We start from the raw sequence: 19,459 nt of genomic DNA, 5'->3' as shown, positions 1-19,459 counted from the left end.
GGCCCCGAGGGCCGGAGCCGGCCGTCGGACGGGCCCGAGCGGCGGCCCGTCCGACGGCGGCGCGGTCAGCGCTGCTGGCCCGCCATCACCGTGACGAGGCCGATGACCACGAGCAGCGAGCCGCCCCAGGTCCACATCGAGGTCCGTTCGTGCAGCACGGTCGCCCCGGCCAGCACGATCAGCAGATACCCGAGGGCATTGAACGGGTACGCGATGGACAGCGGCACCTTGGCCAGGGTCGCCATCCAGGCGAGGGCGGAGACCGCGAAGACCACCAGGCCCAGCACGACCCAGGGGCTGGTCGCGGCCCGCAGAGCGACGGATCCGCCGCCGTGTCCCGCGGCGGCCGCGGCGCTCTTCATCCCGTGCTTGAGCATGATCTGGCCGCCCGCCGACGAGAACACGGCGAACAGCAGCAGCATCAGACTGGGGAGGGTCAAGACCTTGCTCCTGACTGCGGCCCCCGGGGACTGCGGCTCCGGGGCGGGGGTGGGACGGGGAACGGCGGCCTCAGACGCCGACCCGGTCGGCAGGGGCGTGCTGTCGGTTGAGGATGTCCTGTACATCGACGTGCTCTCCAGCGATGATCGTCTCGGCCGCATGCGGGGTGAGCAGTGCGACGTGCTGATAGCCGAACAGCGTCGGCCGGATCCGGGTGAGCAGTTTCGACATTCCGCCCAGGACCGCGGGGAGCGGTCCGCCGCCGAGCAGCGCCCAGAACGGGGCCCCGGTCGACGCGATACCGAGGACGTCGTAGCCCGCGTCCCTGACCGTGCGGCGCAGGCTGGCCCGGGTGAAGAAGCGCAGATGCGTTTCGTCGAGGATGCCGCGCCGGTCGTAGCCGAAGACGCCGAACGCGACCCGCAGCCGTGAGTACCAGTGGCTGAAGTTCGGTACGGAGAGCAGCACATGGCCGCCGGGCCGCAGCACCCCGGCGACCTCGGCGAGCACCCGCTCGGGGCGGGAGAGGTGCTCGATGACGTCGCCGGCGACCACGTAGTCGTAGCCGACGCCGATCTCGACGGGCAGCCCCTCCTCCAGGTTGGCGAGGTGGAAGTGGGTGCACTTCTCGCGCACGCCGGGGACCTCGATGTAGTCCACGCCCGTCACCTCGTGGCCCAGGGCTTCGAGGCGCTGGGCGAACAGGCCGCCGGAGCAGCCGAGATCGAGGACCCGGCCGGGCGGGAGGCTGCGCATCTTCTCCAGGATGACGGCGTGCGAGGAGCCGTCCCCCTCCTTGAAGGCGTACTCGACGGGCTTGGGGATCCAGCCGCAGGTGCCGAACCCCTTGACGGCGAGCCGGTATTCGAGGACGTCCTTGACGACGTCCTTCGCGTATTTCATGCCGTTGACGTAGCAGATCTCGTCGCCGTAGTAGGTGGGGACCGGGATCTCCTTGATCCGCATCCCCTCGTTGAGCAGCTGGACGATGATCTGGGTGTCGAAGTCGAACGCGTCGGTGTTCCGGTGGATCGGCAGCTTCTTGAGTGCCGCGACGCTGTAGGCACGGTATCCGGAGTGGAATTCGGTGAGCTGCGAGCCGAGCAGGGCGTTCTCCACGCGGGTGAGAATGCGGTTGCCGAGCCATTTGTACATCGGCATGCCGCCGTCGAGTGCCGATCCGGATTTCATCATCCGGGATCCGAAGACGGCCTCGCATTCGCCGCGTTCGATGGGTGCGACCATGTCCGGCAGGAATTCCGGGGCGTACTGTCCATCGCCGTGCAGCAGCACGATGATGTCGAGTCCGTGCTCGGCGGCCAGCGCGTATCCGGCCTTCTGGTTTCCGCCGTATCCGAGGTTCTTGGTGTGCCGCATCACCACGGTCCGCGGCATTCCCTCCGTCTGCGACCAGCGGCAGCCCGCGGTGAAGGTCGCGTCATGGCTCGCGTCGTCGAGAATGAGGATCTCGGCGACCTTGGACCGGAAGTCCTCCGGAATGCGGTCGAGGGTCTTCTCCAGCGTCGTCTCGGCGTTGTACGCGACCACCAGGATGCCGATCCTGGGGCTCGGGCTTTCCTTCACGGGGCGTTCTCCAGTTGCGCTCGGTGCTCGGTGCTCGGTGCTTGCTTGCGGTCAGTTGACGGCGGATCCGGTGGGCTGCGAGGCGCGGGGCGCCGTGAGGGTGCTCCCGCCGGCGGGCGGCTGTCCCGGCGGCTCCGGCCGGGTGGCGAGGATCTTGCGGATCCCCCCGGCGAGGCCCACGGCGAGAACCACCCAGCCGGCCTCGCCGAGATGCAGCACCGTTTCGCTCCAGCGCACCGCGGAGCGTCCCTGGTAGCCGAGGACCGCCGTCAGGCCGAGCAGGCAGCTGTACGCGGCGCCCTCCCAGAACCCGACGACGAACAGCCCGGCGGCGGCCCAGGTCAGGTACTGGAGCGCGGACGCGGTGGAGAGCAGCAGCAGGAGGCTCATCGTGACGGCGACGACGACGGGCAGCTGGGCGGGCCGCAGCCACGCGAGCCAGACCCCGGCCGCCACACAGACCAGCACGAACAGGAAGTGGCCGTCGCCCTCGATGAAGGTGATGAAGGACTCCGGCAGGCCGAACAGGTCGGCGAACCGGACGAGCCCCCAGAGGCGGTAGCCGCCGCCCGCGTACTCCAGGACGTTCTCCTTGAGGTTCTCCGGCACGCTCATCAGGACCGGCCCCCAGACGAGGGCGACCAGCGCGGCGAACCCGGCGGAGAAGCGGACGAACGCGGGCCGGCCGGCCCGCAGCGCGACGAGGAACAGGGCCGGGATCACCACCACGGGGATGAACTTGACGCTGATCGACAGCGCGGCGGCCAGCCCGGCGGCCAGCGGCGCCTTCCGGTCCACGAGCAGATGGGCGGCGGCCAGGGCGAAGGTGATGGCGACCGCGTCGGTGTTGCCGTGATAGCCGGAGGTGGCGATCAGCACGGGGCTGGCGGCCACGCCCACACCGCAGGCGACGGCGGCGCCGAGACGGGCGCGCCGGCGCACGATTTCGAAGACGAGGAGCGCGCAGAAGAAGTCGGCGACCGAGGCGGGCAATCTGATCAGTGTTCCGAACGGGATGCCCAGTTCGGAGAGTTCATTCAGACCGAGAAGCATCCAGCCGGCCAGTGGCGGATGGTTGTATACGGGAAGTCCCGGCAGTGGCTGTTCGTAAATCCGAATGGGCCCGTGACGCACGATCGCCGTTGCGAAACCATGAAAGATCCGCACATCGGCCGGGCCCGGCATATTCGCCGCGATCAGCATTCGGGTGACAAGACCCGCGACCGCGGCGATGAGCACCATCGCTCTTGCACGTGGCACGTCCCAGGTTTCGCATCGCATTCGGATACCCATGAAAGCAGAACGTAGCAACCCGAAGACGTTGAGCAACGCACCGATGGCCACACCGAGAAGGACCATTACTTGAATGCGCCGCGCGTTCGCGCAAACATTCGCACCCCTGAATCACTCGAACGGTTCAGGGGTGGTGTGGGGGTTCCGCTGTTTCCGCCCGGCCGGCGGCGGTACCGGCCGGGCGGTGCGCATTACAGCATTCGGTCGACCACGGCCGCCGCCGCGTGCCCGTTGTCCAGGTCGCAGAAGTCCCGGCGGAATGCCTTGTACGCCTGCGCGTGTCCCGCGACGGAGCGTTCCGGGTCGCGCAGCGCCTCGACCAGGCCGGTGGAGCCGGGGATCAGCGGGCCGGGGGCGCGGGCCTCGAAGTCGAAGCAGAAGCCGCGCAGGGTGTCGCGGTAGTGCGCCAGGTCGTAGGTGTGGAAGAGCATCGGGCGGCCGGTCGGGGCGAAGTCGAACATCAGCGAGGAGTAGTCGGTGACCAGGGCGTCGCTGATCAGCATCAGCTCGCCGACGTCCCCGTAGCGCGAGACGTCACGGACGAAGCCGCTGCCGCTGTCCGGGAGGCGGCCGGACACCAGGTAGTGGCGGCGCACCAGCAGGACGGTGTCCGCGCCGAGTTCGCGTTCGGCGGCGGCCAGGTCGAGCCGCAGGCCGAAAGCGTAGCGGCCGCCGCCGAGCGGCTGGTCCTCGCGCCAGGTCGGCGCGTACAGCACGACCCGCTTGCCCTCGGGGAGGGCGAGCCGCTCCCGCACCGCAGCTGCGATCTTGGTCCGGTCCGGGGCGCGGAAGAGGTCGTTGCGGGGGTAGCCGCACTCCAGGACCTCGCCCCGGTAGCCGAGCGAGCGCCTCAGGACGGGGGTGGCGAAGCTGTTCGGGGAGACCAGGAGGCTCCACTGACGGGCACGCCGCTCGATGGTGGCGAGGTGGGCGGTGTCGGCCCGCGCGGTGCCCGCGAGGTCGAGGCCGATGCGCTTGAGGGGGGTGCCGTGCCAGGTCTGGACGACACACTGGCCCTCGCGCCGCTCGAACCATTCCGGGAGCTGGGTGTTGGTGACGACGTACCGGCTGCGGGCCAGCGCCTCGTGCCAGGCGGCCGAACCGTGTTCGACGGCCGCGGCGCCCGCCGGGATCCGGGCCTGCTGGTCGCGCACCACCCACAGATGCTCCGGTCCGGCGCCCCGCCGGGCCACTTCCTCGTGGATCGCGCGCGGCGAGTCGGAGTACTGGCGGCCGTCGAAGCTGCTGTACAGCACCGTGTCGCGCAGCGGTGCGGTCCGCCGGGTCCGGTACGCCTCGCGCAGCAGCCGCTTGCCGCGCGGCCCGCGCTCCCCGGCGGTGAGCACCGGGGCGCTGTCGATCAGCAACTGGTCATGGAAACGCCGCTCGACGGTGTACGTCCGGCCGGCGAGGGTGCGGGCGGCGGGGAGGGTGCGGTGGGAGGCGGCCGGGATGCGCAGCGGGACGTCGCCCGTCTCGTCCCGCGCGCCCCGCTCGCGCAGGAAGAGGTGCCAGTGGCCCTGGCCCAGCGGCAGTTTCCCGCCGGGGCCCTCGACGGCGTCCGGCCGGAGCGCGGCCCTGAACCGGCGGGCGTCGGCGGGCCCACGGAGGGTGAGGGGGAGGACGGCCTCCTCGCCGTGGCCACCGTGCCTGGCCACCAGCTCGACGGGCCGTTCCGGGAGGCCGGGGAAGCTGCCCTCCAGCAGGAGCTGTCCGTCCTGCGTCCAGGTCGCCAGGTCGACTGCGGGCTGCACGGTGCGGTCGCTGATCAGCAGATCGCCGCGGGAGCCTGTGGTGAGGCCGAGTTCGCGCCGCTCGCCGCCGGCCCCGGCCAGCGGGTAGCGGCCGGGCAGGACCGGCCCCGGCACGTCGACCGGCGTCCGGCGCCCGTCCGGCCCGACGAGATGCAGGCTGTACGGGATCTCGGCACACCCCGGTCCCTGTGCCGTGTCCGGCCGGGCGTCGGCGAAGGCGCCGAGCGGGATGTCCGCGGTGAACCGGCGCCATCCCGCCGCCGAGGGCACGGTCCCCCCGTGCACCGTCACCTGGCGGTCGATGGTGGTGCCGGAGGGGCCGTGGGTGAGCACGAGGCGCAGCGGCCCCTTGCCGAGGCGGTCGCGGATCATGCCGTCGATGACCACGGCGACGGTCCCGTCGCCGGTGCCGCCCGCGCGGTGCGTCTCGAAGCGGGCGTCGATCCGCTCGGCGTGCAGCACCAGCCTGCCGCCGTCGAAGGCGGGCACGATCCGGTGGTCGCCGTCGGGGCGGTGCACGGGCGGCGGCGCGGCCACCTCGTCGGTGGAGAGCCCGGAACGGCGCAGCATGCCGTGTCCGGCGATGCCGATCTCCGGGCGCCAGGTGAGCCGTTCGAGGCTGCCGCCCGGGTCGATGCGGAGCCTGGCCGGGTCGACGACGGTCTCGAAGCCCGACCGGTCGTAGTCGTGCAGGCTCTGCCGGGACCGGGCGGTGGCCTCCGGCTCGTCGACCGTGCGCAGTCGCAGCGGCACCACGTGCCGGCGCCCGGCCCGCAGCCAGCCGGCCCGGAATTCGGCGGCGCGCGGGCCGGCGGGCAGATTGCGGATGTACGCGTACCCCTTGAGGTGCAGCCTGCCGCCCCGCCAGTGTGCGTCCCGCAGCCGGGCGGTGAGCGGCAGGTCCCGTTCGCCCACCCGGAGCACCGGGCGCGGCACCGGCCGGGTGAGGGCGGGGAAGGAGGCGGTGCGGCGGCGCACGCCCCGCACCTCGAAGGCACCCGGTTCGGCCTTGTCGAAGGCGAGCAGGTCCAGCAGTTCTCCGGTCCGCCGTTCGCGCACGAGGTGCCACATCAGCCGCAGCCGCAGCGGCAGCGCGTCGAGGACGGCCGGGTCGACCTGGTCGGTGAACTCGTTGGCGTAGGTGAGGAAGGCGCGCCGGTACTCCTCGTCGCCGTCGGGCAGCGCCTCCATGAAGGACCAGAGGTCGTCGGCGAGCACATGCGCTTCGTACTGCCGTTTGTCGGCGGCGTCGCGGTGCTCGTCGAGGAAGGCGGAGACGCCCAGCAGGTGCGAGACCCGGTCCTGGACGCCGCGGACGACGGCGCGGCGGGTGGTGACCGAGCCGGGCCGGTCGCGCCAGTGGTAGACGGGGTCCTTCAGTACGTCGACGGAGCGGGCCAGGAAGTGGGCGGGCAGGACGACCGGGATGTCCTCGTAGAGGGCGCCGACCGGGAAGGCGAAGGCGTGCTCGTCCCAGAAGGACCTGCGGAAGACCTTGTTGCAGGCGATCCGGTCGGCGGCCAGGTCCCAGTCCCGGGAGATGTGGGTCCGCAGCCGGGTGGTGGCCATGGGCCTGCGGAGGTCGGGTGACTGCTGGAGCCTGCCGGAGGCCCGCAGCCGCAGCACGTTGCCGGAGGCGAGGTCCGAGCCGGTCTCGTCCAGGGCGCCGACGAGGAGTTCGTACGCGCGGGGCGGGAGCACGTCGTCGCTGTCGACGAAGGCGAGATGGCGGGCGCCCGGATCGCAGTTGCGGACCCCGGTGTTGCGGGCGTGCCCGAGCCCGCCGTTCTCCTGGCTCACCAGCCGGAACCTGCCGTCCTGTTCGGCGAAGGCGGCGGCCAGGGCCGCGCTGTCGTCGGTGGACCCGTCGTCGACCATCACCACCTCCAGGTCGGCCATGGTCTGCTCAGCGAGGGACTTCAGGCAGTCCGTCAGATAGAGCTCGACGTTGTGGACGGGTACGACGACACTGAGCCGTGGCGGCATGTTGGGCACGTCCGTTCATCGGGGCCTGGTTGTCCTTGTGGCTCAACCCCGGTACGGGCCGGGGGTCACCGGCAGGGGTATCTCCCGAACGGGTGAGATCGGCCGCGCCCCGGTTGCCGTCCGGCCCCCTCCGCGCCGCCCGGCAACACCGAGAAGCCCGGCAGCCGAGCGTCATCGCGCCGGGTCCCGTGTTCATCCGTTCGGGGCAGTCCCGGTGACCCGGGGCGCCCGCCCCGGTTGACCGGTCATGAAGCCGCGCCTCAGTGTCGTCGTCCCGGTCCACAACGTCGAGGACTGTCTGGCGGACTGCCTGCACTCGGTGGCCGAGCAGTCGGTCACCGACATCGAGGTGGTCCTCGTGGACGACGGTTCGACGGACGGCAGTACGGCCATCGCCCAGGGCTTCGCCGCCCACGACCGCCGCTTCCGCCTCGTACGCCGCCCCAACGGAGGGCCGGGCGCGGCCCGCAACACGGGCGTGCGGCACACCACGCCGGGCGTGCCCTACCTGGCGTTCGTCGACAGCGACGACATCGTCGTCCACGACGCCTACGCACGGATGCTGGCCTCACTGGAGTCGACCGGCTCGGACCTCGCGACCGGCAATGTGTGGCGGCTGGACGAGCAGGGGCGGCAGCAGGCAGGGCCGTACCGGTGGCTGACCCGCACCCGGGCGCGCACGCACATCAGCCGCGATCCGCGACTGCTCGCCGACCGGGCCGCCTGGAACAAGGTCTTCCGGCGCACCTTCTGGGACCGGCACGCCTTCGCCTTCCCGGAGGGCAGGCTCCACGGGGACTCCCCGGTGACGATCCCGGCGCACTACCTCGCCGGCTCGGTGGACATGCTGCACGAGCACGTCTACTACTGGCGGGAGCGGGAGGGTTCGATCACCCGGCGGCGTACGGACGTGCAGGGCGTACGGGACCGGATCTCGGCGTGCGAGCAGGTCAGCGCGTTCCTGGCGGGCCGGGGCGGGGTGGCGAACGGCGGTGCGCGGCGCCGCTACGACCTCTCGTGCCTGCGCGACGACTTCGTGTACTTCCTGGAGGGGCTCGCGATGGGCGGGTCCGGGTACCGGGAGGCGTTCATGGCGGACGCCGGGGCGTTCCTGGACCGGATGGAGCGGATGGACGGGGCGGGCCGCGCGGACCGGGCCGCGGCCCATGAGCTGCCGGTGGAGCTGCGGATCAAGTGGCAGCTGGTGAAGGAGCGCCGGCTCCCGGAGCTGCTGGAGGTGCTCGCCTTCGAACGGGCCAACGGCACGGGCACGTTCGTGGTCGGCGGGGTGCCGGGGCGGCGGCAGGCCGGTTTCCCCGGCATCCCGGACACCGCCCGGCTGTCCCGCAGCGATCTCCCGGCCGTGGCACGGCTGTTGAAGGCGCGATGGGGCGACGACGGGAAGCTGCGGCTGCGCGGTTACGCGTACATCCGCAATCTGCCGGCCACCGCACCGCGCCACGCGCTGAAGGTGGGCATGATGCGCGCGACCCACGGGCAGCAGGTGCGGACGGTGCCGGTCCGCAGCGTGCCCGCGCCCGAGGCGACCGTCGACTCCGGCCAGCAGGTGCACGGTTACGACCACTCCGGCTTCGAGGTGATCGTCGACCCGCGCCGGCTGCGGCCCGGTGGCTGGCTGGTGGGCATGATGGTGGCCGCGCAGGGCACGGTCCGCCGGGTGGCGGTGCGCGCCGTGGAGGCGGGGGCCGTCCAGCCGCTCGTCCACGACCTGGGCGACGGACGCCGGGCGGTGCTCGACTACCGGGGCGGGCGGCTCCGGCTGGACCTCGCGCAACTGCCCGCCCGTTGCGAGGCCCACCGCTTCGGCGAGGACCTGGAGCTGACCGGCAGGCTGTACGGCGGCGCCCGGCCCAAGGCCCTGGTCCTGACCTGCGACGGGGTGGCGGACCAGGAGTTCGGCCACCCCGTCGAATGCCGTCCGGACGGCCGCTTCACCGTACGGATCCCGCTCGCCGACCTCGCCGGGATGGCGACCGCGCCACCGGCCCCGCACCGGGCGCCGCGCGAGGTCGAGCCGGAGCCCGGCGGGCGGTGGCGGGCGCTGCTGGTCCTGGCCGACGGGGAGCGGGTGCCGCTCGCGGCGGCCGGGGAGTCGGTTCCGCCGGTGGTGGCCGACGCGGCGGGCGAGCTGGTGCTGGACCTGAGCGGGCAGCCGTTCGTGGACTCGGCCGTGTGGACGCCGGACGGTGCGCTGCGGGTGGAGGGGGTGGCCGGCGCCGGTACGGGCGTACGGCAGGACGAGGGCCCGGACCGCCTCGTCCTGCGCCACGAGGGGCTGCGCGAGACGGTGTCGGTGCCCGTCACCTACGACGAGCGGCGCGCGGGGCTGCGGCGGGGAAGGGACACCGGGGCGCGTGGGACGGCGTACGGGGGGTGCCGCTTCTCCGCCTTCCTGGCGCCCTCGGTGGCCGCCGGGCTGCACGAGGGCCGCTGGGAGGCGTATCTGGGCGGCCGGCCGGTCCGGGTGCTGACCGCGCTCGCCGCCCGGCTGCCGCTGCGCCGGGGCCGCCAGGTCGCCGCGGCGCCGGTGCCCGGCCGGGAGTTCGCCCTGGACCGCCGGTTCGGGGACCGGCTGACCGTGCTGGCCGGGCCGGTGCTCGCGCCCGCCGAGCGCGGTGCGTACCGCCGGGCCGAACTGCGCGGCAGGCACTATCCGGCCCGGCGCGCGATGCCGCTGCGGGACGCGGTCCTCTACACGGGCGGCGACTCACCGCGCGCCGTCCACGCCGAACTCCTGCGCCGGGGCGTGGAATCGGAGCACCTCTGGGTCACCGACGGGGTCCACGGACACGTCCCGCCCACCGCCGTCCCGGTCATCGAGCACAGCGCCGCCTGGTACGAGGCGCTGGCGCGGTCCCGCCGCATCGTCACCGCCGACCAGCTGCCCGAATGGTTCGAGCGGCGGCCCGGCCAGACCGTCGTGCAGACCTGGCACGGCACCCCGCTCGGCCGCTTCGGCACGGATCTGGACGGCACCCTGTACGCCGACCACCAGCAGCTCGCCACGCTGGCGCACCGCTCGGCCCAGTGGTCCGTCCTGATCTCCCCCAGCCGCCACTCCACCCCGCTGCTGCGGCGCGCGCTCGGGTACGGGGGCGAGGTCCTGGAGGCCGGCTCCCCCGCCAACGACCTGCTCTTCTCGGCCGACCGCGCCAAGACCGCGGAGCGGGTACGGCGCCGGCTCGGCATCCCGGACGGCCGCCGGGTCGCGCTGTACGCGCCGACCTACCGCGACCAGCTGGCCCATCCTCCAGGCACCGACGGCGAGCGGCCCCGCTACCGCTGGGATCCGGCGCTCGACCCGGCCGCACTGGCGCGGTCCGCCGGTGCGGCCCACACGGTGCTGGTGCGCCGCCATCCGCGGGTGACCGGGAGCGTGCCCGAGCGGCCCGGCGTACGCGACGTGTCGGCGCACCCGGACACCGCGGAGCTGCTGCTGATCGCCGATGTGCTGATCACGGACTACGCGGGCCTGATGTTCGACTTCGCGCACACCGGCCGCCCGATGCTCTTCCACACCTACGACCTGGCGCACTACCGCGACACGGTGCGCGGTTTCTGTCTGGACTTCGAGACCCGGGCGCCGGGCCCGCTGCTCTCCGGCGCGCACGAGATCGCCGCGCTCCTGCGCGACACCGACACCCTGGCCGCCTCGGCGGCCCGGCACGCGGTGGCGTACGAGAGCTTCCGCCGGGACTTCTGCGACCTGGACGACGGCGGGGCGGCGGCCCGCGTCGCGGACCGGCTGCTCGCCGGGGGTTAGGGCGTGTCGCGGCTCGCCCTGAGGGCGGCGACCGCGGAGGCCGCCAGGTCGTCCAGGTAGCCCTTGGGCAGCGGGCCCCGGACGACGGCGAGCCGCCAGTAGAGCGGGCCGACGATCAGGTCCAGCGCCCGGTCCGGATCGCTGCCCCCGGGCAGCTCGCCGCGGGCCACCGCGTCCCGTACGACGACGGCGGCGATGCCCTGCTGCGGGTCCAGCAGGGCGGCCTTGATCGTGTCGGAGATCTCCGGATTGCGGGACGCCTCGACCAGCAGGTCCGGGATGACCTGCGAGGCGACGGGGTGACGCAGGGCGTAGGAGGCCAGTTCGAGCACGGCTCGGACGTCCCCGTACAGCGAACCGGTGTCGGGGGCCGGCATGCCCTGGACCGCAACGGCGGACACCAGGTCGAGGACGAGGGCCAGCTTGGACTTCCAGCGGCGGTAGACGGCGGTCTTGCCGACGCCCGCGCGCCGCGCGATCCCCTCCATCGACATCCGGGCGAAGCCCACCGCGGCCAGCTCCTCGAAGACGGCGCCCCGAATCGCATCGGTGACGTCCTCGCGCAGCACGGCGGCTCCGGCGGGGGCACGGCGGCGGGTTCCCGGGTCGGTGGTCATGACCGAATCATAGTCCGTCACGACGGAACGGTTGCGTTGCGACGTAAATGCGTCCTACCCTCGGCGTTGCGACGATACGGTCCCGTTCCGTCGGTCGTCGCTCTCCTGCCCTCCCGTCGAAAGCGATCGTGGTGAGCCAGACAGCAATCCCGCCGGCCCCGGCCGACACCCCAGCCGGTGCGGCCCTCCCGGTGTACGCGCCGGGCGAGCTCGCCGCGCTCGCCGCCCGGCACGGACTGACGATGAGCGGGGCCCGGCCCTCGCTGGTGGCGTACGTCCGGCAGCTGTGGGGGCGCCGGCACTTCATCACGGCGTTCGCCACCGCCAAGCTGACCGCGCAGTACAGCCAGGCGAAGCTCGGCCAGATCTGGCAGATCATGACGCCGCTGCTGAACGCGACGGTCTACTACTTCATCTTCGGCGTCCTGATGAACACCAAGCGCGACGTCGAGGACTTCGTGCCCTTCCTCGTCACCGGCGTCTTCATCTGGACCTTCACCAGCAGCTCGATCACCGCGGGCACCCGTGCGATCAGCGGCAATCTGGGACTCGTCCGGGCGCTGCACTTCCCGCGCGCCTCGCTGCCGATCGCCCTGGCCCTGCAGCAGCTCCAGCAACTGGCGTTCTCGCTGGGCGCGCTGGTGCTGATCCTGGTGGCGTTCGGGCAGTTCCCCGAGCCGTCCTGGCTGCTGGCGGTCCCGGCGCTGTTCCTCCAGGCCGTGTTCAACACCGGTGTCTCCATGGTGGTGGCGCGGCTGGCCGCCCGGACACCCGACATCGCCCAGCTGATGCCGTTCGTCCTGCGCACCTGGATGTACGCGTCCGGGGTCATGTGGAGCGTGGACACCATGCTCAAGGGCGACCGGGTTCCGCACTTCGTGCTGGTGATGCTGGAGTGCAATCCGGCCGCCGTCTTCATCGACCTGATGCGGTTCGCGCTCATCGACAGCTTCGGCGCGTCCCATCTCCCGCCGCATGTGTGGGCGATCGCCGCGGGCTGGGCGCTGGTGTGCGGGCTCGGCGGCTTCGTGTACTTCTGGCAGGCGGAGGAGCGGTACGGACGTGGCTGACCACATGGCTGACAACGACGAGCGGGTGCCGACCGTCGTCGTGGACGACGTGCACATCACGTACAAGGTCAACGGCGCCCGCACCGGAAAGGGCAGCGCCACCTCGGCGCTCAGCCGGATCGTCTCGCGCCGGCAGGCCCCCGGGGTGCGCGAGGTGCACGCCGTGAAGGGGGTGAGCTTCGCCGCGTACAAGGGCGAGGCCATCGGCCTGATCGGTTCCAACGGCTCGGGGAAGTCGACCCTGCTCAAGGCCATCGCCGGTCTGCTGCCCGCGACGAGGGGCCGGGTGCACACCCAGGGCCAGCCCTCGCTGCTCGGGGTGAACGCCGCGCTGATGAGCGATCTGACCGGCGAGCGCAACGTGGTGCTCGGCGGCCTCGCGATGGGCATGACGCGCGCCCAGATCCGCGAGCGCTACCAGGACATCGTCGACTTCTCCGGGATCAACGAGAAGGGCGACTTCATCACCCTGCCGATGCGCACGTACTCCTCCGGCATGGGCGCCCGGCTGCGCTTCTCCATCGCGGCCGCCAAGAGTCACGACGTCCTCCTGATCGACGAGGCCCTGTCCACCGGCGACGCCAGGTTCCAGCGGCGCAGCAAGGAACGGATCATCGAGCTGCGCAAGGAGGCCGGCACGGTCTTCCTGGTCAGCCACAGCAACAAGTCGATCACCGAGACCTGCGACCGGGCGATCTGGCTGGAGGCGGGAACGCTGCGGATGGACGGCCCGGCGGGCGAAGTCGTGGCGGCGTACGAGAGATTCACCTCCGGCAAGAAGTAGGGGCATGGCGGCCGGAACGGGGTTGCGCCAGCCCCTGGATCCGGTCAGGGGGACACATGCAGGACGGCGTACCGGGGCCGCTACGGGCGGACGACCCGCGGGAGATCTCCGGCTACGTCCTGCGGGCCCGGGTGGGCGCGAGCGGGATGGGCACGGTCTGTCTCTCGCACACCCGGGGCGGGCAGCCCGTCGCACTGAAGGTGATCCGCCGGGAGTACGCGGGACGCGGAGTTCCGGGTGCGGTTCGCCCGTGAGGTGGCCGCGGCCCGCCGGGCCTCCGGGTACCACCTGCTGCCCGTCGTCGACCACGACACCGAGGGGCCTCGGCCCTGGTTCGCCACCCACTACGTCCCCGGGCTGCCGCTGGAGAAGCCCCCGGCCGCCTCGTACACCGAGCTCTTCCGGGACAAGCCGCTGACGCTGCGCACGCCGTCCGGCCTGGACCACACCTATGTGGACCTGGACGCCCCGCTCGTGGACCCCACCAGGAACATCGACTCGGACGACCGCGAGCTCAACGCCTCGTACGACACTCAACCGGGCGCTGGGCAAGGCGAGCGGTGACTCCCCCGCGGCGTGCCACGCCGCCGCCAAGCAGAACCCTCTCCCCAGCTCGGTCTCCAGCGAGACCTGAACAAGGAGAAGACCATCGTGGCGGGCGACCTGACGTGCAGCGTGACCTCCGACGGCAACCTGGCCCGGTGGAAGATCTCCAACGTGGTGTTCAACACCGACAAGGAGACCCCGGCCTATGAGGGTTCGCTGACCTCTGGAAGATCGGCTGACAGTCGTCCCGGCCCTCGCCCGTCGGCCCCGGAGTTCCGCACGGACAGGCTCGTACGGCCGGAACTCCGGGACCGTTCGGGAAAGGCGGAGGCGGTCGCCGGACCGGTCGGTCCGGCGACCGCCTCGCACTCCTCGGGCGTTACGCGTGCGTGCGCAGCAGCGTCCGCATCGTCCGCATCGCCACCGACAGGTTCGCCAGGTCGAACGCGTCCGACCCCTGGATCTCCTCAAGGGTGGAGCGGGACCGCGTCAGGATCGCCGCGTTCTTCTCCTCCCAGGCCTTGAACCGCTCCTCCGGTGTCGAGGTGCCGTTGCCCACCGACAGCACATCCGCGGTGAGCGCGGCGTGCGCGGCGTACAGGTCCTCGCGGATGGAGGCACGGGCCATGGACTGCCAGCGGTCGGCCCGCGGCAGCTCGATGATCCGGTCCATCAGCTGGGTGATGCCCAGCCGGTCGGCGAGGTCGTAGTACACCTCGGCGACGGAGAGCGGGTCCTTCCCCGTGCGCTCCGCGATCGCCACGATGTCCAGCGCCGGGAAGGCGGAGGAGAATCCGGCGACCCGCTGGGCCAGCTCGCCCGGCACGCCCGCCTCGGTGAGCTCGTCCAGGATCGACTGGTACCAGTCCAGGTCGGCGCCCATCAGCATCTTGGGCAGCTCGGCCCAGACCTGGTCGACGCCCGCCTTGAAGAAACCGACCGTCTCGGCGATCTCCAGCGGCTGCGGCCGGTTGCCGAGCAGCCAGCGCGAACCGCGCTCGACGAGCCGGCGCGAGTGCAGCCGGATCCGGGTCTGCACATCGGCGGCGACCTTGTTGTCGAGCGCCTCGACGGCGTCCCACACCTGGCCGAGGCCGAAGATCTCGCGGGCCGCGAACTGCGCCCGCACGATCTCCTCGATCGAGGCGCCGGTCTCTTCCCGCAGCCGGTGCAGGAAGGTCGAACCACCGCTGTTCACGGTGTCGTTGACCAGGACCGTGGTGATGATCTCGCGCCGCAGCGCGTGCCCGTCGACCGCCTCGGGGAACTGCTCGCGCAGCTGCTCCGGGAAGTAGGCGTGCAGCAGCTTCTGCAGGTGCGGGTCGTCCGGCAGGCTGGTCCTGATCAGCTCCCGGGCCGCGGTGATCTTCGTGTACGCGAGCAGCACAGCCAGCTCGGGCTGGCTGAGCCCCCTGCCGGAGTTGAGCAGCTCACGGATCTGGCGGTCGGCGGGCAGGAACTCCAGACCGCGGTCGAGGTCCCCGTCCCGGCCCAGCCGACGCATGAAGCGCTGGTGGGCGTGGAGCAGGGAGGACGACTGGGTCGTGGCGTTGGCGAGTGCCACGTTCTGCGCGTAATTGTTGCGCAGCACGAGCCGGCCGATCTCGTCGGTCATCTCGGCGAGCAGCTTGTTGCGCTGCTTGACGGTCATGTCGCCGTCCCGGACCAGGCCGTTGAGCAAGATCTTGATGTTCACCTCGTGGTCGGAGGTGTCCACACCGGCGCTGTTGTCGATCGCGTCTGTGTTGATCCGGCCGCCGCCCCGGGCGAACTCGATCCGGCCGAGCTGGGTGGCGCCGAGGTTGCCGCCCTCGCCGACGACCTTGGCCCGCAGGTCCTCGCCGTTGACCCGGATCGCGTCGTTGGCCTTGTCACCGACATCCGCGTTCGACTCGGCGGAGGACTTGATGTACGTACCGATGCCGCCGTTCCACACCAGGTCCACGGGGGCCTTGAGGACGGTCTGCATCAGCTCGGCGGGCGTCATCTTGGTGACACCCGGCTCGATGCCGAGCGCCTCGCGGATGTGCGCGTTGACCGGGATGGACTTGGCGCTGCGCGGGTGGATGCCGCCGCCCGCGGAGAGCAGGTCCTTGTTGTAGTCGGCCCAGGAGCTGCGCGGCAGCTCGAACAGCCGGCGGCGCTCGGCGTACGAGGTGGCGGCGTCCGGGGTGGGGTCGATGAAGATGTGCCGGTGGTCGAAGGCCGCGACGAGCCGGATGTGCTCGGAGAGCAGCATGCCGTTGCCGAACACGTCACCGGACATGTCACCGACGCCGACGACGGTGAAGTCCTCGGTCTGGGTGTCGTGGCCCAGCTCGCGGAAGTGCCGCTTGACGGACTCCCAGGCGCCGCGGGCGGTGATGCCCATGCCCTTGTGGTCGTAGCCCGCGGAGCCGCCGGAGGCGAAGGCGTCGCCGAGCCAGAAGCCGTACCCGACGGCGACCTCGTTGGCGATGTCGGAGAAGCTCGCGGTGCCCTTGTCGGCGGCGACGACCAGGTAGGTGTCGTCCTCGTCGTGCCGGACCACGTCCTTGGGCGGCACGACCTCGCCGGCCACCATGTTGTCGGTGATGTCGAGCAGCGCCGAGATGAAGGTGCGGTACGAGGTGATGCCCTCGGCCATCCAGGCGTCACGGTCGACGGCCGGGTCCGGGAGCTGCTTGGCGACGAATCCGCCCTTGGCGCCGACCGGCACGATGACGGTGTTCTTCACCATCTGCGCCTTGACCAGGCCGAGGATCTCCGTACGGAAGTCCTCGCGCCGGTCCGACCAGCGCAGACCGCCTCGGGCGACCTTGCCGAAGCGCAGGTGCACACCCTCGACGCGCGGCGAGTAGACCCAGATCTCGAAGGCCGGGCGGGGCGCCGGCAGGTCCGGGATGGACTGCGGGTCGAACTTCATCGAGACGTAGCCGTGCGGCTTGCCGTCGTCCGAGCGCTGGAAGAAGTTGGTGCGCAGGGTGGCCTTGATGACGGTGAGGAAGGACCGCAGGATGCGGTCCTCGTCGAGCGAGGCGACCTGGTCCAGGGCCCCGTCGAGCTCTTCGAGGAGGCCGTCGATCAGCTCGGTGCCGGCGTGCTGCCGCTCCGGGGACATCCGGGCCTCGAAGAGCGAGACCAGCAGCCGGGTGGTGTGGACGTTGTTGCGGAGCGTGCTCTCCATGTAGTCCTGGCTGAACGTCGACCCGGCCTGGCGCAGGTACTTCGCGTAGGCGCGCAGCACCATCGCCTGGCGCCAGCTGAGACCGGCGCCCAGCACGAGCGAGTTGAAGCCGTCGTTCTCGGCCTCACCGGTCCACACGGCGGCGAAGGCGTCCTGGAAGCGGTCGCGGGCGTCGTCGGCGAGGTAGTTGCCGTTGCCGCCGGCCTGCGGCATCCGGAGCCCGAAGTCGTAGATCCAGGCGTGCGTACGGTCCGCGCAGCGCAGCTCGTAGGGACGCTCGTCGACGACCTCGACACCGAGTCGCTGGAGTGCCGGGAGCACGGCGGAGAGGGAGACCTGCTCGCCGGTCCGGTAGATCTTGAAGCGGCGCTCGCCGGGGGCGGCGCCGACCGGCTCGTAGAGGCTGAGGGCGAAGTCGGTCCCGTCCTGCTTGAGCGCTTCGAGGTGGACCAGGTCGGCCACGGCGGAGCGCGGCGAGTGGTCGGCCTTGTAGCCCTCGGGGAAGGAGTGGCCGTACTGGCGCAGCAGCTCGGCGGCGCGTTCCTCGCCGCACTCGGCGCCCAGCGCCTCCTGGAAGCCGTCGGCCCAGGAGCGGGCGGCCTCGACGAGCCGGGCCTCGATGCGGTCGGCCTCGGCGTCGGTGAGGTCGGGCAGCTCGGTGCCGGGCGCGACGCGGACGACGAAGTGCAGCCGGGAGAGGATCGACTCGGTGTTCCAGGCGGTGAAGTCGACGCTGGTGCCGCCCAGCTCCTCCTTGAGGATGTCGATCAGGCGCAGCCGCACACCGGTGGTGTAGCGGTCGCGCGGCAGGTAGACGATCGCGGAGTAGTAGCGCCCGTACTCGTCCTGACGCAGATAGAGCCGCAGCCGGCGGCGTTCCTGGAGGTACAGCACGGAGGTGACGACGGAGCGCAGCTGGTCGACGCGAGTCTGGAAGAGCTCGTCGCGCGGGTACGTCTCCAGGATCTGCAGCAGGTCACGGCCGTCGTGGCTGTTGGGCGAGAAGCCCGCGCCCTCCAGCACCTCGGCGACCTTGCGGCGGATGACCGGCACCCGGCGCACCGACTCGGTGTAGGCGGCGGAGGAGAACAGTCCGAGGAAGCGGCGCTCACCGATGACGTTGCCGTCCGCGTCGAACTTCTTCACGCCGACGTAGTCGAGGTAGCTGGGGCGGTGGACGGTCGAGCGGCTGTTGGCCTTGGTGAGGACGAGGAGCTTGCGCTCACGGGCCTTCGCCCGCGCGTCGGCGGGCAGCCGGTCGAAGGACGGGCTGACGGGGTGCGCCTCGTCGACGCTGTGGTGCGGGTCGGAGCGCAGGATGCCGAGGCCGGTGCCGGGGACGGCGGCCAGCGAGTCGCTGTCCTTCAGCTCGTACTCGCGGTAGCCGAGGAAGGTGAAGTGGTCGGCGGCGAGCCAGCGCAGCAGCTCCCTGGCCTCGTTCACCTCTTCGTCGCCGAGGCCGTCGAGCGGCTCGCCGGGCAGGTCGTCGGCGATGCGCAGCGCGGCGTCGCGCATCTTGTCCCAGTCCTCGACGGTCTCCCGTACGTCGGACAGCACGCGCAGCAGGTCGGCGGCGATCTGCTGGAGGTCGGCGCGGTCGGTCTCACGGTCGATCTCGACGTGGATCCAGGACTCGACGAGCGCGTCGTGCGGCAGCTCGTTCTTCTCGTCCTTGGCGCCCGTGTCCTTGCGGCGCGCGGCGATGCCGTTGCCCTCGGCGAGGACCTCGATGAGCTTGCCGGTGACGTCGCGGCGTACGACGACCTGCGGGTGGATCACGACATGGATGCCGCGCCCCTGCCGGGACAGCTCATTGGTGACGGAGTCGACCAGGAACGGCATGTCGTCGGTGACGACCTCGACGACGGTGTGGCTGCACGTCCAGCCGTTCTCCTCGACGGTCGGGGTGTGCACCCGGACGTTCGCCGTGCCCTGCGGGCGCGTCTCGGCGAGCCGGTAGTGGGAGGAGGCGGCACCGAAGACGTCCACCGGGTCGCGGCCCGTGATGTCCTCGGGAGCGGTGTGCAGGTAGTAGCGCTGGAGGTAGGAGAGGAGCACGTCCTGCCCGGGACGCTCCTGCCCGGCCCGGGCGGCCGCAACATGCACCCGGGAGGTACCTCCCGGGCCACCGACACCACCGCCCGGGCTGTTGTCAGCTACCTTGGCGGCCCGTGCGAGCAGCTCGGCCTTGGCTTCGTCCAGCTTGGTCTGCATGTCCTCTGGCTCCTGTCGCGCGCCGTTGCGAGACGTAGGTGAAAAAGACGACGTACCGCCACGACACGGGGTTTCCGGTCTGAGTCGACGCTATGCCGCTATGAGAGACGCCCGGGGCCGTATTGGCCATTTTCGGCAGTCGGACCGGGCTGCGGGAATCAGCGAAGGCCCGGGTGCGGTGGCACTCCGGGCGCAGGCCGGGGGCTTCACTGCCCCCAAG

Annotated in this window: 11 protein-coding genes; 5 read left to right on the top strand and 6 right to left on the bottom strand. The window is 71.7% G+C overall.

Annotated elements, in window-relative coordinates; translation table 11 throughout:
- Window positions 1–65: 65 nt before the first annotated feature.
- The 4 genes from IE107_RS19555 to IE107_RS19540 all read right to left on the bottom strand — a co-directional run bounded on the left by IE107_RS19555 (window position 66) and on the right by IE107_RS19540 (window position 7,058).
- A complete protein-coding gene (locus tag IE107_RS19555; RefSeq protein ID WP_229867099.1) occupies window positions 66–440 on the bottom strand; it encodes a DMT family transporter in 375 nt (124 codons plus the stop codon).
- A 70-nt stretch (window positions 441–510) separates the two neighbouring features.
- Window positions 511–2,025 (bottom strand): bifunctional glycosyltransferase/class I SAM-dependent methyltransferase, encoded by a 1,515-nt coding sequence (locus IE107_RS19550; protein WP_189545107.1) that lies wholly within the window; start codon window positions 2,023–2,025, stop codon window positions 511–513.
- 51 nt (window positions 2,026–2,076) lie between these two features.
- On the bottom strand, window positions 2,077–3,078 hold the full coding sequence (locus IE107_RS19545) for a glycosyltransferase family protein (protein ID WP_229867097.1): 1,002 nt from the start codon (window positions 3,076–3,078) through the stop codon (window positions 2,077–2,079).
- A gap of 431 nt (window positions 3,079–3,509) precedes the next feature.
- The gene (locus IE107_RS19540; RefSeq protein ID WP_189545232.1) at window positions 3,510–7,058 is read right to left on the bottom strand and encodes a bifunctional glycosyltransferase/CDP-glycerol:glycerophosphate glycerophosphotransferase; all 3,549 of its coding nucleotides are present in this window, start codon (window positions 7,056–7,058) and stop codon (window positions 3,510–3,512) included.
- Window positions 7,059–7,305: 247 nt separating this feature from the next.
- Here IE107_RS19540 and IE107_RS19535 point away from each other — a divergent pair, with 247 nt between their 5' ends.
- Entirely contained in the window at window positions 7,306–10,842 is a 3,537-nt protein-coding gene (locus IE107_RS19535) for a bifunctional glycosyltransferase/CDP-glycerol:glycerophosphate glycerophosphotransferase (RefSeq protein WP_189545105.1), read from the top strand.
- Here IE107_RS19535 and IE107_RS19530 read toward each other — a convergent pair.
- On the bottom strand, window positions 10,839–11,459 hold the full coding sequence (locus IE107_RS19530; protein WP_189545104.1) for a TetR/AcrR family transcriptional regulator: 621 nt from the start codon (window positions 11,457–11,459) through the stop codon (window positions 10,839–10,841). The genes IE107_RS19535 and IE107_RS19530 overlap by 4 nt on opposite strands.
- A 128-nt stretch (window positions 11,460–11,587) precedes the next feature.
- Between IE107_RS19530 and IE107_RS19525 the strand changes: the two genes are divergently transcribed.
- From IE107_RS19525 to IE107_RS35925, 4 genes are read left to right on the top strand one after another with little or no spacing between them, the layout of a single operon-like run.
- Window positions 11,588–12,529: an ABC transporter permease gene (locus IE107_RS19525; RefSeq protein WP_229867096.1), complete on the top strand. Its 942-nt coding sequence runs from the start codon at window positions 11,588–11,590 to the stop codon at window positions 12,527–12,529.
- Window positions 12,530–12,533: 4 nt separating this feature from the next.
- Window positions 12,534–13,313 (top strand): ABC transporter ATP-binding protein, encoded by a 780-nt coding sequence (locus tag IE107_RS19520; protein ID WP_189545231.1) that lies wholly within the window; start codon window positions 12,534–12,536, stop codon window positions 13,311–13,313.
- A gap of 56 nt (window positions 13,314–13,369) precedes the next feature.
- Window positions 13,370–13,567, top strand: a complete 198-nt coding sequence (locus IE107_RS35930) for a hypothetical protein (RefSeq protein ID WP_189545102.1) — start codon at window positions 13,370–13,372, stop codon at window positions 13,565–13,567.
- On the top strand, window positions 13,551–13,877 hold the full coding sequence (locus tag IE107_RS35925; protein ID WP_189545101.1) for a hypothetical protein: 327 nt from the start codon (window positions 13,551–13,553) through the stop codon (window positions 13,875–13,877). The genes IE107_RS35930 and IE107_RS35925 overlap by 17 nt, the downstream gene beginning before the upstream one ends.
- Window positions 13,878–14,238: 361 nt before the next feature.
- Here IE107_RS35925 and IE107_RS19505 read toward each other — a convergent pair whose 3' ends face one another.
- Window positions 14,239–19,239 (bottom strand): NAD-glutamate dehydrogenase, encoded by a 5,001-nt coding sequence (locus IE107_RS19505; RefSeq protein WP_189545100.1) that lies wholly within the window; start codon window positions 19,237–19,239, stop codon window positions 14,239–14,241.
- Between the last annotated feature and the right edge of the window lie 220 nt (window positions 19,240–19,459).

The sequence above is a fragment of the Streptomyces gelaticus genome, from assembly GCF_014649535.1.
GTDB lineage: Bacteria > Actinomycetota > Actinomycetes > Streptomycetales > Streptomycetaceae > Streptomyces > Streptomyces gelaticus.
The sequence above is the reverse complement of the archived record's forward strand: the minus strand, read 5'-3'. Positions and strand labels throughout refer to the sequence as shown.